Origin of the sequence: Ureibacillus terrenus, assembly GCF_006569205.1 — a bacterium.
Lineage (GTDB): Bacteria > Bacillota > Bacilli > Bacillales_A > Planococcaceae > Ureibacillus > Ureibacillus terrenus.
Genome location: NZ_VIGD01000001.1, coordinates 58,917 through 73,850 on the forward strand (window position 1 = coordinate 58,917; position 14,934 = coordinate 73,850).

Below are 14,934 nucleotides of genomic sequence, written 5' to 3' on the forward strand. Positions count from 1 at the left end.
CCGGGAAACTCCCCTTCCCAGGCTCATTATTTTAAGGACAAGCATTTTCCTCCCCGGCCTGTCTTAAAATAATTTCCCCTAGACCTCTTCGCGCAAAAATTCATTATTTCGTTTTTAATGTTTTATTGTTGACTTGTGAAGCCACTACTGTCGGAAGACCCCATAGTTCGATGAATCCGACCGCTGATTGATGGTTGAACGCATCTTCTTTGGAGTAAGTGGCCAATTTTTCGCTATATAAAGAATTTGGAGATTTGCGTCCTTCTACGATGGCATGGCCTTTGAACAATTTAACGCGAACTGTTCCGTTTACATATTTTTGTGTTTCTTTAATGAAGGCATAAAGCGCTTCGCGAATAGGGTTGAACCATAAACCGTCATAAATCACTTCGGACAGTTTTTGTTCAACGATTGGCTTGAAGTGCGCCAATTCTTTCACAAGCGTAATGTCTTCAAGTTCTTTGTGGGCAGTTAAAAGAACTTTTGCTCCCGGAATTTCATATACTTCGCGGGATTTGATGCCGACAAGGCGGTTTTCCACGTGGTCGATGCGTCCTACACCGTGGCGGCCGGCAATTTTATTTAATTCAAGAATCAAATCGGCCAATTTCATCTCCTTGCCGTTTAATGCCACCGGTTTTCCTTCCACAAATTCAATCTCTACATATTCCGGCGTATCCGGCGCATTTTCAATGGATACAGTCAATCCGTAAGCTTCTTCTGGAGGAGCCGCCCACGGATCTTCCATGACACCCGCTTCATTGGCGCGTCCCCAAAGGTTTTGGTCGATCGAGAACGGGGAATCGATTGTTGCGGGAACCGGAACATTATGTTTTTTCGCATATTCGATCTCTTCGTCGCGGCTCCAAGCCCATTCGCGTACAGGCGCCAATACTTCAAGCTCCGGATTAAGCGCTTTGATAGAAACTTCGAAACGAACTTGGTCGTTTCCTTTACCTGTGCATCCGTGCGCCACTGCATCCGCATTTGTCTTGTTCGCGATTTCCACCAATTTTTTCGCAATCAATGGACGCGATAACGCGGAAACCAACGGATATTTCTGCTCATACCATGTATGCGCCTGAAGAGCCACCAGCGCATATTCTTCCGCAAATTCATCTTTCGCATCAATGATATATGATTCAACAGCTCCCACTTGAAGAGCTTTCTTTTGAATAAATTCATGATCTTTTCCTTCACCGACGTCCAAACAAACTGCCACTACATCATACCCTTGTTCTTTTAGCCAAGGAATAGCAACAGATGTATCAAGACCGCCTGAATAAGCTAGAACTACTTTTTTGTTTGCCATAAACCTGTACTCCTTCGACTCCTGAGATGTATTTTTATACAATCTATTAAAAGTTTATACATGAATCTTAACAGATTATAAAAATAAATACAAGTGTATGTTTGTAAGTAGACGAAAGATTTTTTTAAGAGAGCAAAATAATGTTTTCTTATGCACTTCCATTATTTTATTGTAAAAAAACGTTTCCCCACTTTTTCGACAATTCCGGGGGCAACCGCATATAGCTTGCTCGTCAGGCCCATGATGCGGGGCAAATTAATTTCCCTGGCAGGATGTTCAATTAAATTGACGACCTCTTTGGCAACCGTTTGAGGATTCAATAAAACACCTTTGACAGAACTCCGATAAGTGGATGTCGAATCCGCTTTGTCCAAAAATGGGGTATCGATGGGTCCCGGAAACACGGCAGACACTTTGATGTTGAATGGAGCCAGTTCCAGCCTCAAGCCGTTTGCGAAGCCGGTGATTGCATGCTTCGAGGCGGCATAGACACTGGCCTTTTTCGTCGCCACTTTCCCCGCCTGTGAGCCGATAAAGATGAAATGGCCGGAGTGCCTTGGAATCATTTTTTTCGCCAGGTTTCTGGCCAAATAAATCGGGGCCCTGATATTCACGTCCACCATCAAATCAATCTCTTCATCAGATAAATCATAGGCGTTTTCAAAGAAGCCGACGCCCGCGTTGATGACGGCCACATCGATATCGGGCAGTTCATTGCATATTCGATGAATATCTTCTTTGCTGCATAAATCTCCCTGGATTACATTGGCTCCGAGATTGGAAAGAAAATCAAGCGCTTCTCTATTCCTTCCGGTCGCATAGACTTCATACTTCATTTTCAAACATCGTTCTGCAATGATTTTTCCAAGTCCGCTTGTGGATCCGGTAATAAATATTTTTTTCATCCTCCATTAATCCTTTCCAAATCTTTTATTTTTATAGATTTTTACATATGTAGTCCAAAAGAAAAAGGGATATCCTTTGCAGGACCATCCCTAAGTCTAGGTTTCCTTTTTAAGCAAATCGGATAATTCCTCCTTTGATTGGAGGAAATCCGCCAAAGTGTATTGATCCAGTTCATGCAGGAACGCCTTTAAAGCTTCATTCAATGCATGCTTCAGCTGGCAGGCCGGAGAAATGATGCAGTGATTATTTTCCCGCTCAAAACACTCCACAACGTGGAAATCTTCCTCTGTATGTCTTACCAGCTTGCCAATATTGATATCTTTCGGTTCAACTTTGAGGCGTATTCCCCCGCCCCGTCCGCGTACCGTTTCAATTAGACCGATTTGCGCCAAATCATAGGTCACCTTCATCAAATGATTTTTGGATATATGATATCGGTCTGCGATTTCCTGGATCGTCGACAACTGGTCGCCTTTCAGTCCCAAATATATTAAAACCCGCAAGGAATAGTCTGTATATAATGTTAAACGCAAAACAAATCCACCACGCTTCAATTTATATAATCTGCATTCATTATACCATTTTTCAAAATGCAAGTAGATTTTTACACAAAAATTTCAATTTAAAGCAGTATTTTTGATACATCAATTGTGGCAAAAATGTTAAAGATGTATATGGAATATTGCTTTTAATTTTCCGCCGGTTTATAGTGTTTTAGAAAGGACGTGACACAACAATGCTATCACAAAAGACAATCGACATCGTGAAATCGACCGCACCGGTCCTTGAAAAACATGGGGTGGATATTACAAAACATTTCTATAAAAGAATGTTTACGAACCATCCTGAGCTAAAAAATGTATTCAACCAATCCAACCAAAGAGAAGGAAGACAACCGCAGGCTCTGGCGGCTTCCGTCTATGCCGCGGCAGCGAATATCGACAATTTGGAATCCATTTTGCCGGTTGTGCATTTAATCGCCCATAAACATCGGGCGCTCGGTATATTGCCTGAACATTACCCAATCGTTGGAGAGAATCTGCTCGCCGCCATTAAAGAAGTATTGGGCGATGCGGCGACGGATGAAATAATCGAAGCTTGGGCAGAAGCATACGGCGTGATTGCGGATGTCTTTATCCAAGTGGAAGAAGAGCTGTATCAACAGGCGGAAGCCAATGGAGGATGGCGCCTATTCAAGCCGTTCAAAGTGGTGAAAAAGGAACAGGAAAATGATTTGATCGCTTCCTTCTATTTGACGCCGGAAGACGGGAAAGCGCTTCCTCCATACCGGCCCGGCCAATATATCACGGTCAAAGTGAAAGCTCCCGGGGAAGAATATACGGCGCTTCGTCACTACACGGTATCCCAGGCGCCAAACGGAAATGTTTATCGGATTACAGTGAAACGCGAGGCGGAAAACCATCCAAAAGGCGTCGTATCCAATTACTTGCATGATCATGTACAGGAAGGAGACACGCTGGAAATCAGCGCTCCTGCAGGCCTCTTCACTTTAACGGAAAACGGCAACCCGGTATTGTTTGTAGCGGGGGGAATTGGTGTGACACCGCAATACGCCATGCTGGATTCCATGGAAAAAGGGCGCGACGTTTCCTTTGTCCAATCCGTCCGCAATGAAAAATTGGCCGTATTCCAAGAACGGATTCAAAACAAACTTAATGAATTGGGCGGAACATATTTTGTGAAATATTCGGATACAGACGGCTATATCACAAAAGAGGATTTGGACCGATTCATCAAAGATCATTCGGAAGTGTATATTTGCGGCCCTGAAAAATTTATGGAAGCCCTGATTCCGATGATGAGAGAGCTCGGCGTTCCGGATGAACGCATCCATTTTGAATTTTTCGGACCGGGACTTTCATTCAAAGCTTAACATATGCATTCTTTATAAAAACCAACCCGCAGCTCAGGGGGAATTCCTGAAATGCGGGTTTTTATATCTTCGCATTTCGTCATTTATCATCATGCTAGGCATTTATTCTTAACGATTACGTTGAACATTGATGATGTAAGCAATCGCGTATGGTTGACCGCAACAGTAGAATCGATTGTAGGTACATTTTCTGGACCAGCATTCGTCCAAATAGCGCTGAGCATTTATAAACGATCCTGGTTTTACTACGCCTTTGTTTACCTTTTTTGATACTATTGTAAATAGTGGATTTGTTAATAGAAATATAACTACAATTAATTTTGTAGACACTTCACCGGATCCAGGTCCAAACACTTATTATTTGACTGCACGTATTGTGGGTCAAGATCCTAGCGTAACTGATGCAAGGGTTGAAAAGGCTGTATTTACAGGAGGAGAAATTGGACCAAATATTTAATCATAGCTTAATACAATCAATGCTTCTAATTTCTCCCAACACCAATTAAATCAGTTATTTTTGCAACTAGTACAAATGGGAGAGGCGAAATTGAACAGATCAATTCCACTTCTCCCATTTCCCCGGCAGACCTTGTCAAATTCTTGAATAGAATTCTTGGTCCCCCATTTGTTCGCATCGGACCCGCTCTTCTTTCACCAATACGTCCAAATACCCTTGGGTTTTGGATAATGTCAAGCCCAATTGGCTTTCATAAACGGCCGGATATAACGCTTTCGTCACTTCATATACCGTTTTAGGTTCTGATAAGATTTCATAAACTTGATTTGTCCGGTGGGCATCTTTTTGAAGTCTTTCCTTTACCAATCCCTTTACATCCACAATTTCATTCCCATGCCCCGCATACAATTTGGCCACATCCAACGTCGCCAAAAAACGCAATGACGCTTGATATTGAACAAGGCTTCTCGGACGATCGAAGGACAAATCCACCGGCGGTTCAATGAGCGGGTTCGAGGCGATTTTCTCCAACAGCAAATCGCCTCCTATGACTTCCTTTGTTTTTTGATCATGAAAAATCAAATGGCTTTGCGCATGACCGGGAGTATAATAGGCGATCAATCCGGGATGACCCGGCACTTCGTCGCCATCTTGGATATATTTCGTCAGCGGAGTGTTTCCATATAACTCCAAATTTCTTCGGATGCTGAGAATCTCCTGGATATTTTCTTCAGGAACGGCCTGTTTTCTCAAATACATTTCATAAAACGCTTCCCGGTAACGCAAAAATTCTTCGTTCTTCTTCATCCAATGATCGATATACTCATGCCCGAGAATTTCCGCCCTTGGGAAGGCATCCACCCATCCCGCATGATCCGGATGATGGTGGGTCAAAATCACTTGCTCAATATCATCAAAACGGTACCCTGCGTTTTTAATGCCATATTCGAGGGCCTCGTAAGCCTCTTGCGTCTTCGGACCGGCATCAACAATGGACAGCGCATCCCCTTTTACTAAAAACGCATTGACATCTCCCACATCATAAGGTGTAGGGATCACTATTTTGGTGATTTCCATATTTCGTTCCCCCTTGTTTTCTGTATCTGCGCCTAGTGAATACTCATTCATTTTATTTTACTGTTTTTTTGGCCATTCGTCACGTCTCTGAGTTGACATATTTTTCTGAAATGAATATAATTTCTGTAATAATTGAACATGACAAAAAGCGATGACGAAGCCAAGTAGATGAATTGATGACTTCAGAGAGTGCTGCATTTCGGTGGGAGCAGCATAGTCCTCTCAATTCATTGAACCTACTTCCGAGCAGTCATGCAAACATGACCGTTCCCCTTAGCGATAATAAGGGCCAGAGCCGTGCTTACTTTTGTAAGCAAATGAAGGTGGTACCGCGGAAACAATGCGTTTTCGTCCTTTTGATAAGGATGGAAACGCATTTTTTATTGACGATTCATGTATTTATATAAATGGAGGGAAAAGGATGAAAAAACTAGTCTTTATCGGAGCAGGTTCCATGGCAGAAGCTTTGATTCATGGATGGATCAAAAATGAAGTTGTTCCTGCAGACCATATTTACGTGAAAAACCGTTCCAATATTCAAAGATTGCAAGAATTGAATGAACGTTTCGGCGTTCATATTTTAGAAACTTTAGAAGATTTGAGAGATGCGGATTTAGTCATTTTGGCAATGAAACCGAAAGATGCGAAAGAAGCATTCAAAACGATAGCCCCTTATCTTTCCGAAAACACGGCAATTCTTTCCGTTTTGGCCGGCATCAGCATGGACACGATTGAAACATTTTTAGGTGCCCGCCCAATTGCAAGAGTGATGCCGAATACTTCGGCGGCCATCGGCATGGCGGCAAGCGGCATTTCTTTCAATGAACATGTTTCAGAAAGCCAGAAGGCGATGTTTTTGCAATTGTTAGAAGCGATCGGCATTGTCATCGAGGTGGAAGAAGATCAGCTTCATGCCATTACGGCGCTTTCCGGAAGCGGTCCTGCATATCTGTATTATCTGCTTGAAGCATGGGAAAAAATTGGGACGGAATTTGGCTTATCGAAAGAAGTGGTAAGAAAATTAATGGTGCAAACCATTGCCGGTTCCGCGATGATGCTTCAGCAAATCAAAGAAGAGCCTGAAGTGCTCCGGAAAAAAGTCACAAGTCCGGGCGGAACAACGGAAGCCGGAATTAAAGCATTGGAAAATTATCATTTCACCGAAGCCATTTTTGCTTGCATTAAAAGCGCGGAAGCAAGATCCCGGGAGCTTGCCAAAGGAGAATGAACTCGGCAAGCCCCCTTTCATTTTTTCTGAAAGGATTATTATCAATTTCTGGCTGATTGGTACAAAAGAATACCATTCTATTTCTTTTGCTCCATAAAACGGCGTTCCATCTTTTGTCCGAAAATTTGAAATAATCATTATTTCAATTATTTCCTAGGAAATGTAATTTTTTGCTATATTTTGTTGTCGAAAATCGGATTTTTTGACCATTCATTCCGAAATATGTAGTCTTTTTTTCTCTTTTTCTTTTTTTGTTCGTCTTTTGCAAGTTTATTGCCCGAAACAAAACGGGAAATAAGGCAATAAAAAAGCTGCCGGAAATACGTCCCCGGCAGCATCCAAAAACGCCATTTATTCAGGATTATTCAAAGGTTCTTGGCGGAAAGATCAATTAATTGACCATTTTTCCATTGATAACTGGAAAAATCCTTTGCAACAAATACGTGAGGGAAAACTTTTTTTGCTTCCTTCAACAAATTTTCCAAATCGCGGGGCAAGAATCTGGAGCTGATATGGTTCAGGATTAAATATTTTGCATTTGCCTCTTTCGCAACCTTTGCAGCATCCACATTTGTTGAATGGCCATAATCTTTTGCAAGCTTTGCGGTCGCATGGTCAAAAGTCGCCTCATGAACGACAATGTCCGCGTCCCTGCTTAATTCGACGGACTGTTTGCAATAGATGGTGTCCCCTAAAATTGCCACGACAAATCCTTTTTTTGGAGGCCCGGTGACGTCTTTGCTGCGGACGATTGTACCATCTTCCAGTTCCACATCTTCCCCGCTTTTCAATTTTCCTAATAACGGCCCTTTTGGAATACCAAGTTCCAGCGCTTTATCGATATAAAGTTCCCCGGGAAGAGGTTTTTGTTCAATCCGAAAACCGAAGCAAGGGATGACATGTTCAAGTTCTTTCGCCGTGACGATGAAATGTTCATCCTCGAAAATTACGCCTTCTTCAATTTCTACAAAATGGATTGGATAATTTAAATGGGTTTTGGTCAATTCCAACGTAAATTGAATCCACTTCATCAATCCCTTTGGTCCGTAAAGGGTCAGCGGAGCAGGCTCCTCCCCGCCCAAAAAAGAGCGGGAACTGAGCAGGCCCGGCAGTCCAAAGATATGGTCCCCATGCAAATGGGTAATGAACAGTTTTTCAATTTTTCTCGGTTTAATGGTTGTATGCAAAATTTGATGCTGGGTTGCTTCCCCGCAATCAAACAGCCATAACGTTCCCCTTTCCTCATATAACTTCAATGCCAGGGAACTCGTATTCCTCTCTTTCGAAGGCATTCCTGCCCCTGTACCTAAAAACTGCAATTCCATGTCGTATCTCCAATCTTAATATTCATCGATGAAATCTTTCAAATCCTCTAAAAAGTCTTTGCTGAAACTTGTTTTTGATGCGTAGCTTTTTTTCTTCACATCAATTCCCTTTTGGATAATGCCTTTCCCAAATTTCTTTTCCATTTCATGAATGATTTCATAGATCGGCTCTTCTTTGGCAAATTGTTCATAGTTGAAGATGGACAGCTGTTCTGCCGAACGCTTTTTGTCGATGACGTTGGACACGGTCACGCCGAGAAGCCGGATCGGCGTTCCGTCCCATGCTTTCGGAAACAATTGCATGGCTTCTTGATAAATATCCGTTTTCAAATAAATGGGGTTTTGAAGGGTTTTGCTTTTCGTATGGTTATGCCAATGGCAATCCCGGATTTGGATTGTAATCGTAAACCCGCATAAATTTTTTGCTTCCAGCCTTTCAGCGACTTTTGAGGAAAGGTGCCGGAAGGTTTTTTCGATATCTTCCATTTCCGTAATATCCACCGGGAGAGTGGTGGAATTTCCTACGCTTTTTGTTTCGTAAATGGATTCGGGATCCACTTCCCTGTCATCGATGCCATTGGCCCTTCTTTTTAACCGTACCCCGATTTTTCCGAAATGTTCTTTTAATAAACCTTCATCGGCATTGGCCAAATCACCGATCGTATACATGTTCAAAGATTTCAATTTCTTTGCCATGCTTTGACCGACTCCGTACATTTTTTCCACATTCAAAGGCCACAATTTTTCAGGCACTTCCCTCTTTCTCAAAACGGTAATGCCCATCGGTTTTTTCATATCCGATGCGGTCTTGGCCAAAAATTTGTTGGGTGCGATGCCGATGGAACAAGGTAAATCAAGTTCGTTATAAATTCTCAGCTGAATTTCCTTGGCAAGTTCCAACGGATGGCATTCTTTTGCGATTTCCGTCACATCCATATATCCTTCATCAATTGAAACCGGTTCAACAAGGTGAGTATAACTCCTTAAAATGGTAAACATGGCTTTGGAAGCTTCCCGGTATTTTGGAAAATCGGGAGGCAGGAGGATCAACTCAGGGCAGATTTTCAATGCTTCCGTCACGTTCATCGTTGTATAAATGCCTTTCGCCCTCGCCTCATAGGAGCTTGTCACGATGATGCCGCGCCGCTCTTTCGGATTTCCCGCAATGGCAATCGGCTTTCCTTTAAGTTCCGGATGATGGGCTTGTTCAACGGAAGCATAAAAGCTGTTCATATCGACATGAAAAATAACCCTGGACACTTTCATTCACCTCGCTTGCCTCTTCATGCATTATTTTATCATAAATTGAAGAATTCCACTTTTGTCATCCGTTGCATCATTTTAAAAATGAGATTGACATTCGAAAAAATTTTCGTTATCCTTTTTGTAAACTTTCTATTTTTATAGGTTAACAAAGGGGAGACGATTCGTGAAATCTGCAAAAACATATGGACTAGTGCTGACAGCATTTGGTGCAGCAATCATTTCTGTTTTAGCGCAAATTACCATTCCTCTTCCTCTCGTTCCGATTACGGGACAAACATTGGCCATCGGTCTGATCGTAACCATTCTGGGATTCAAATACGGTACCCTTAGCGTGCTTGTTTACTGTTTGCTTGGCGCGATCGGTTTGCCGGTATTTACCGGTTTTTCCGGCGGACTTTCCACCCTTGTGGGACCAACAGGCGGATATATCATCGGTTTTATTCCGACCGCTTTGTTCATGAGCTGGTATTTGAATAAATTCGGTTATACTTATGTTCATGGTCTCATCGCAAACGTCCTTGGCATGATGTTGACCCTTGCCTTTGGAACCATCTGGCTGAAATTTGTTGCCGATATGTCCTTCCTTGCCGCATTTATGGCAGGAGCCGCTCCATTCATTTTATTGGAAGCGGTGAAAGGATGCATCGCGGCTTGGGTCGGCATTCTTGTCAGAAACCGCCTGATGGACGCCAATGTACTAAAGCAGGTATTTTAATTGTACTTTAAACAAATAGATCCTCCCTTTCAATATAAAAAAACGAATGGCTGTTTTTCGGCCATTCGTTTTTTAGTTTTGTTGAAGATTCCATTTTTCCAATTGAAATGCTTTCCAATTATAGACACGGGGAAAATGGAGCTGTTTGTTGTACGACTGATCTTTCATGTAGACTTTTGTATTTGCGCCTTTAAGGGTTTCCAAAACGGCGGGCTTGTCATCAAAATAAACGTCCAATTCCAGTTTCCGTATGATTTCCGCTTTCTCCCGGTCCTTCATTCCGCAATAGAATTGATGATCGATGACCGGAAAACCCCGTTCCTTTAGCCACCATCTCGTTTTGAGGCAATATTGCTTCGGTCTGGATGTTATATAGAAAATGGAATGTCCATCTTTTGCCAACTGATTGACAAAATCAACCGCCCCTTCAAAAGCGGGACAATCAGTGAAATAAATTTCCTCCATCAAAGAATTCCACAGCTGATGGCCCTGTTCATCGGTCAGGCCGAACAGTTCATGGATTTCAAGCCTTTTCAATTCCCTGAAAAGCGCAATATCCACCTGTTTCCCCAGTTTCCGGTTATACAAATGGAAAGCGTGTTCTCTTAAATTAATTAACGTATCATCAATATCAAACCCAAATTTCAACTTTCATCCCGCTTTCTTGCCTAGTTTAGTATAATAAACTGTTCAGAGAAGTTTTTTTCCTTCTCGATTTGCAAACGGAGAAGTTTTTTCACTTCTTCCTTTCTTTTCTGTTCGCATTGTATTAACTTCAATTCATTAATATCGCCTTGTTCAAAACACTCAGCTAGCCGGTCCGCGTCAACAAGGGCGCTGTTTAAACCGAATGCCCCCGTAGGCGTCATCGTATGGCAGGCATCGCCGATCAATAATACATTATTCTTTTTCCAAACTTCTGTAAAATTGCTATGTACATCAAGCAACACGAAATCGTCCCAGGAAGTGATATGTTTTTTTACTGTCTCTTCCAATTCCGGAAAAGCTTGAACCAATTTTTGCACGAAGATTTGGAAAGGCGATTTCCGTATTTTTGAAAAAGAACCTTGTTCAATGTTCCAACCGATTTGGACATAGCCATTTGTCTGTGTAAAAAGAGCCAATTGATAGCCGTCCACATCAGCCATTTTGATGGAGGGCTGCCAGCCTTCGGGTGCCGGAACTTTCGCCCAAAGCAAATCATAACCGTGCTTCCGTATTGACGTTTCAATGCCCGCTTTTTTGCGGACGATCGAATATCTTCCATCGGCCCCGATAATGTATGAGCTATAAATCACAATCTCTTTTCCATGCTTTTTGCCTTTGATTCCGATGAACTGTCCATTTTCGTCTTCCAACAGATCCACAACTTTTGTGCTTGTTAACAGGGAAAAGTTGTCGTATTTCTTCGCTTCTTCGATGATCACCGACAAAAGATGGGCCTGAGGGACATGGATGCCGAGATGACCATTCTCCTTTTCGGGTTGAATCGATTTGAATAATTTACCGTCTTTCCAATATTCAATGACTTCCATCTTTAAAAGCCCAAGCTTTTCGATTTTTGAAAAAAGATGATGTTTTTTTTAGAACTTTTTCTCCCTCTTCATTCAAGTGTTCCCCCCGGAATTCCCTGGCAACATCGCTATGTTGTTCAACAAGGGCCACACGAAATCCTTTTTTTGCCAATAGCAAGCCCAATAATGCGCCTGCAGGGCCTGCCCCTACGATGACAATATCGGTGTTAACCATGATGTTCACCTTGCTTTGGATAAGCGATAATACATAGATCTTCTCCGATTCTTTCAAATGAATCAAATTCCACTTTCGCGGCCAAATCCATTGTTTCCAGATCTTCTCCGGCAACCGGCGAGATTGAGCGGCGTCCGCCCAATAATTTCGGTGCAATGTAAATAATGAATTTATTTACAAGCCCTGCCCGGATAAAGGAGGCGTTGACCTCTCCTCCGCCTTCCACCAAAATGTCTGTAATGCCGAATTTATATAATTGATCAAGCATTTCCTCCAGACAGATTCCCTGTTCATTTTTTGAACAGTAAATTAAAGTAACATTATTCTTTTCCAATTCGACAATCTTTTTTGGATCAGCTTCCGTTGTCGTGACGATGATGGTTTTCGCTTCATCATTCAAAACATTGGCATCCAGCGGAATTTGCAAACGGCTGTCCAAAATGACGCGCACCGGGTTTTTCCCTTGCCGGTCCGGAAGTCTTGTCGTCAAAAACGGATTATCTTTTAATACAGTGCCAATACCTACTAATATGGCGTCCATTTCATCGCGAAGCTGATGGACTTGAAGGCGCGAATTCTCTCCGGAAATCCATTTCGAATGGCCGGTATAAGTGGCAATTTTCCCGTCCAATGTCATGGCATATTTTAAAGTCACAAAAGGGCGATTGGTGAGCATATTGTGAAAAAAACGCTCATTCAACTTGCGAGCTTCTTTTTCCAACAATCCCACTTCCACTTCAATTCCGGCGTCTCTGAGGATTTGGACACCCCGTCCGGAAACCTTTGGATTAGGGTCGAGGGTTGCCACCACTACCCTTTCTACACCAGAATTTTTTACCAAATCCACGCAAGGAGGGGTTTTCCCGTAATGGGAACATGGCTCAAGGGTTACATATAATGTCGCTCCTTTTGCATAGTCTCCTGCCATATTAAAAGCATGGACTTCCGCATGGGGTTCACCGGCTTTGCGATGCAAACCCGTCCCGACGATCACCCCGTCTTTTACTAAAACCGCGCCGACAAGAGGATTGGGATTGGTTTTGCCCTTTGCAGTTTTGGCCAGATTCAAGGCCAACTCCATGTATTCGCGATCTGTGTACACGTTTCCCCCTCCTAAATCACTTGATTTTCCGGTATATGTCCTGCTTTCTTAATTTTAGTTTCCAAATATCTTCGGTTCGTTTCCGTTAATCCTCCCCATATCGGTATATGCTTGTCCGCCAGCAAGCCATGTTTTTTTAATGCTTCCAATTTTTTCGGGTTATTTGTAATCAATGTGACAGGTTTTTTGCGAAGGGTTTCTAAAACTCTAATTGCTTCTTCATAGGATCTCGAGTCGTCTTCAAACCCGAGGGCATGATTGGCTTCCACTGTATCATACCCTTCTTCCTGCAACAGATAAGCAAGAGATTTTGAAAATAAACCAATCCCCCGCCCTTCATGGTTTGCAATATAAAAAATGGCTCCGCATCCATGTTCAACAATCATTTTCATGGATTGATGCAATTGATATCCGCAATCGCAGCGCTGGCTGCCGAAAATGTCCCCTGTATGGCAGATGCTGTGCATGCGGATAAGGGCTTCGTCTCCGTTTTGAAAATCACCGTATACCAATACGGAAGACTGCTGGGTTTCTTGCAGGTTGGCGCTTAAAATATAATCAAGAACCGCTTCTTTCGAGTTAATCGGTTCCTCCAGCCTCAACCATGTATACCATTGGAATGTCGCCTCAAAATCACTGCGTTTGACGGGAAGTTTAACTGGGCCGACAAGGCAGATTTGCTCATTTTCTCTATATGGAATTAATTGCATTTTTTTCAACAACACTTCATTTTTATTAATCAATAAATTCTTCATTAGCATCACCTATATCAACTAAATCTATCGGAAAAATTCCTATGTTTTTTCTAGGAATTAATGTTTGCTTAATTAAATATAGCTGAAATAGGTGGAAAAATCAAAAGAAGTGTTTTCCAAAGGATTGGTTAATAATTAATAAATTTGTATTATATTTCGAGCATTCAACCTCTTGGCCCGGTTCAAAGCAGGAAAAATTCCAAGTATTTCACTATTGATTATATAATATTTTTCCAAAATAAAAAATACACTTCATTTTCTATGTTGAAAGTGAAGTGTATTTTTCTTCATCCAAGCCGACTATTATTCATCCAAAATTTTGACTTTTACTTTCTTTACTCCCCATTTCATTGCTTCATCATAAGAAGGGATGAACACATCAATTTTGTTTCCTTTGATTGCCCCGCCAGTATCGCCGGCAATAGCGTATCCATATCCTTCCACCCAAACTTTCGTGCCAAGCGGAATCACATTCGGATCAACAGCGATGACTTTTAAATGGGGATTTGCCCGTAAGTTGATCCCATATGCCGTCGTCCCGGAACATCCTTCGCAATAAGCCGTATAAGCCGTTGCAGTAACAACCAATTCTTTGGCTGATGAAGGGGGTTCGTCATTGCTTGCGGCGGAAACCGCCCGGGCTGATTCGTCAATATTGTTGCTATTTGCGATCTTTGTTTCGTTCTTTTCTGTCTTCGGAAGCGCCTGTCCGCTTACGTCCGCTACGACCGAAATCGGTTTGTACACTTTTTTGTACTTTTCATCATTATAAATGATCAATTCTTTTCCAGGATGGATTAAAGTATTCTCCAAGCCGTTCCATTCCATTAACAAATGGACCGGTACACTATGGTTGACTGCAATTCTGAATAAGTTGTCCCCTTCTTTCACAGTGTAAGTGGTAACAGAAGGAGCTTTTTCAAAAGCCAATCTGCGGGTAATCGCGTCTTCAACCACTTCTCTTCCCAATACTTTCACGACAAAGTCGTTTTCTTCTTCAGGAGCCAATTCTTTCGCATATGTTAACGATGGAGCGAACAATGTCAAAAATAATACTAAACACAAAATGTTCCTGATCATACTAAGACCTCCTTAACAAGCAAACTTGCAAGCATTTTGTCAAATCGTAATAAGTATTGTCCAATTAG

16 protein-coding genes and 1 other annotated feature are annotated in these 14,934 nt (G+C 42.2%); of the genes, 4 read left to right on the plus strand and 12 right to left on the minus strand.

What is annotated here, in order from left to right; translation table 11 throughout:
• Positions 1-103 precede the first annotated feature (103 nt).
• The 3 genes from FKZ59_RS00295 to FKZ59_RS00305 form a co-directional block, all read right to left on the minus strand.
• The gene (locus FKZ59_RS00295) at positions 104-1,312 is read right to left on the minus strand and encodes an argininosuccinate synthase (RefSeq protein ID WP_141600734.1); all 1,209 of its coding nucleotides are present in this window, start codon (positions 1,310-1,312) and stop codon (positions 104-106) included.
• Positions 1,313-1,473: 161 nt separating this feature from the next.
• The gene (locus FKZ59_RS00300; protein ID WP_141600735.1) at positions 1,474-2,217 is read right to left on the minus strand and encodes an SDR family NAD(P)-dependent oxidoreductase; all 744 of its coding nucleotides are present in this window, start codon (positions 2,215-2,217) and stop codon (positions 1,474-1,476) included.
• 96 nt (positions 2,218-2,313) lie between these two features.
• Positions 2,314-2,751 carry an RrF2 family transcriptional regulator gene (locus FKZ59_RS00305; RefSeq protein ID WP_141600736.1) on the minus strand — a complete coding sequence of 146 codons (438 nt, stop codon included), beginning with the start codon at positions 2,749-2,751 and terminating at the stop codon, positions 2,314-2,316.
• 203 nt (positions 2,752-2,954) lie between these two features.
• Between FKZ59_RS00305 and hmpA the strand changes: the two genes are divergently transcribed.
• Positions 2,955-4,112 (plus strand): NO-inducible flavohemoprotein, encoded by a 1,158-nt coding sequence (gene hmpA, locus FKZ59_RS00310; protein ID WP_141600737.1) that lies wholly within the window; start codon positions 2,955-2,957, stop codon positions 4,110-4,112.
• A 51-nt stretch (positions 4,113-4,163) separates the two neighbouring features.
• Positions 4,164-4,382: a hypothetical protein gene (locus tag FKZ59_RS00315; protein WP_141600738.1), complete on the plus strand. Its 219-nt coding sequence runs from the start codon at positions 4,164-4,166 to the stop codon at positions 4,380-4,382.
• Positions 4,383-4,704: 322 nt separating this feature from the next.
• Here the strand turns inward: FKZ59_RS00315 and FKZ59_RS00320 are convergent, their stop codons facing one another.
• Positions 4,705-5,646 (minus strand): MBL fold metallo-hydrolase, encoded by a 942-nt coding sequence (locus tag FKZ59_RS00320; protein WP_141600739.1) that lies wholly within the window; start codon positions 5,644-5,646, stop codon positions 4,705-4,707.
• A gap of 142 nt (positions 5,647-5,788) precedes the next feature.
• Positions 5,789-6,005: a binding site (T-box leader), on the plus strand.
• 62 nt (positions 6,006-6,067) lie between these two features.
• Here FKZ59_RS00320 and proC point away from each other — a divergent pair.
• Positions 6,068-6,874: a pyrroline-5-carboxylate reductase gene (gene proC, locus FKZ59_RS00325; RefSeq protein ID WP_141600740.1), complete on the plus strand. Its 807-nt coding sequence runs from the start codon at positions 6,068-6,070 to the stop codon at positions 6,872-6,874.
• 365 nt (positions 6,875-7,239) lie between these two features.
• On the opposite strand, the gene rnz is transcribed toward proC, so the two are convergent.
• Positions 7,240-8,199: a ribonuclease Z gene (gene rnz / locus FKZ59_RS00330; protein ID WP_141600741.1), complete on the minus strand. Its 960-nt coding sequence runs from the start codon at positions 8,197-8,199 to the stop codon at positions 7,240-7,242.
• A 15-nt stretch (positions 8,200-8,214) separates the two neighbouring features.
• Positions 8,215-9,465, minus strand: a complete 1,251-nt coding sequence (locus FKZ59_RS00335) for a DNA polymerase IV (RefSeq protein ID WP_141600742.1) — start codon at positions 9,463-9,465, stop codon at positions 8,215-8,217.
• Between the two features lie 163 nt (positions 9,466-9,628).
• Here FKZ59_RS00335 and FKZ59_RS00340 point away from each other — a divergent pair, with 163 nt between their 5' ends.
• The gene (locus tag FKZ59_RS00340) at positions 9,629-10,180 is read left to right on the plus strand and encodes a biotin transporter BioY (protein WP_141600743.1); all 552 of its coding nucleotides are present in this window, start codon (positions 9,629-9,631) and stop codon (positions 10,178-10,180) included.
• Between the two features lie 72 nt (positions 10,181-10,252).
• Here FKZ59_RS00340 and FKZ59_RS00345 read toward each other — a convergent pair whose 3' ends face one another.
• The 6 genes from FKZ59_RS00345 to FKZ59_RS00365 form a co-directional block, all read right to left on the minus strand.
• Entirely contained in the window at positions 10,253-10,828 is a 576-nt protein-coding gene (locus tag FKZ59_RS00345; protein ID WP_141600744.1) for a 5' nucleotidase, NT5C type, read from the minus strand.
• 20 nt (positions 10,829-10,848) lie between these two features.
• Positions 10,849-11,715 (minus strand): FAD-dependent monooxygenase, encoded by an 867-nt coding sequence (locus FKZ59_RS00350; protein ID WP_342777673.1) that lies wholly within the window; start codon positions 11,713-11,715, stop codon positions 10,849-10,851.
• A complete protein-coding gene (locus FKZ59_RS15165) occupies positions 11,702-11,929 on the minus strand; it encodes an FAD-dependent oxidoreductase (RefSeq protein ID WP_328219696.1) in 228 nt (75 codons plus the stop codon). Before FKZ59_RS15165 ends, FKZ59_RS00350 begins: the two co-directional genes overlap by 14 nt.
• The gene (gene ribD / locus FKZ59_RS00355; RefSeq protein ID WP_141600745.1) at positions 11,922-13,031 is read right to left on the minus strand and encodes a bifunctional diaminohydroxyphosphoribosylaminopyrimidine deaminase/5-amino-6-(5-phosphoribosylamino)uracil reductase RibD; all 1,110 of its coding nucleotides are present in this window, start codon (positions 13,029-13,031) and stop codon (positions 11,922-11,924) included. The genes FKZ59_RS15165 and ribD overlap by 8 nt, the downstream gene beginning before the upstream one ends.
• An 11-nt stretch (positions 13,032-13,042) precedes the next feature.
• A complete protein-coding gene (locus tag FKZ59_RS00360) occupies positions 13,043-13,786 on the minus strand; it encodes a GTP cyclohydrolase II (RefSeq protein ID WP_141600746.1) in 744 nt (247 codons plus the stop codon).
• A gap of 303 nt (positions 13,787-14,089) precedes the next feature.
• Positions 14,090-14,866, minus strand: coding sequence for a 3D domain-containing protein (locus FKZ59_RS00365; protein WP_141600747.1), 777 nt, complete (start codon positions 14,864-14,866; stop codon positions 14,090-14,092).
• Between the last annotated feature and the right edge of the window lie 68 nt (positions 14,867-14,934).

What these genes read in the sequence shown, in the direction of transcription:
- FKZ59_RS00295 (WP_141600734.1), bottom strand. Translation starts at nt 1,312, where the DNA reads ATGGCAAACAAAAAAGTAGTTCTAGCTTATTCAGGCGGTCTTGATACA.
- FKZ59_RS00300 (WP_141600735.1), bottom strand. Translation starts at nt 2,217, where the DNA reads ATGAAAAAAATATTTATTACCGGATCCACAAGCGGACTTGGAAAAATC.
- hmpA (WP_141600737.1), top strand. Translation starts at nt 2,955, where the DNA reads ATGCTATCACAAAAGACAATCGACATCGTGAAATCGACCGCACCGGTC.
- FKZ59_RS00315 (WP_141600738.1), top strand. Translation starts at nt 4,164, where the DNA reads ATGCGGGTTTTTATATCTTCGCATTTCGTCATTTATCATCATGCTAGG.
- FKZ59_RS00320 (WP_141600739.1), bottom strand. Translation starts at nt 5,646, where the DNA reads ATGGAAATCACCAAAATAGTGATCCCTACACCTTATGATGTGGGAGAT.
- proC (WP_141600740.1), top strand. Translation starts at nt 6,068, where the DNA reads ATGAAAAAACTAGTCTTTATCGGAGCAGGTTCCATGGCAGAAGCTTTG.
- rnz (WP_141600741.1), bottom strand. Translation starts at nt 8,199, where the DNA reads ATGGAATTGCAGTTTTTAGGTACAGGGGCAGGAATGCCTTCGAAAGAG.
- FKZ59_RS00335 (WP_141600742.1), bottom strand. Translation starts at nt 9,465, where the DNA reads ATGAAAGTGTCCAGGGTTATTTTTCATGTCGATATGAACAGCTTTTAT.
- FKZ59_RS00350 (WP_342777673.1), bottom strand. Translation starts at nt 11,715, where the DNA reads ATGGAAGTCATTGAATATTGGAAAGACGGTAAATTATTCAAATCGATT.
- FKZ59_RS15165 (WP_328219696.1), bottom strand. Translation starts at nt 11,929, where the DNA reads ATGGTTAACACCGATATTGTCATCGTAGGGGCAGGCCCTGCAGGCGCA.
- FKZ59_RS00360 (WP_141600746.1), bottom strand. Translation starts at nt 13,786, where the DNA reads ATGAAGAATTTATTGATTAATAAAAATGAAGTGTTGTTGAAAAAAATG.
- FKZ59_RS00365 (WP_141600747.1), bottom strand. Translation starts at nt 14,866, where the DNA reads ATGATCAGGAACATTTTGTGTTTAGTATTATTTTTGACATTGTTCGCT.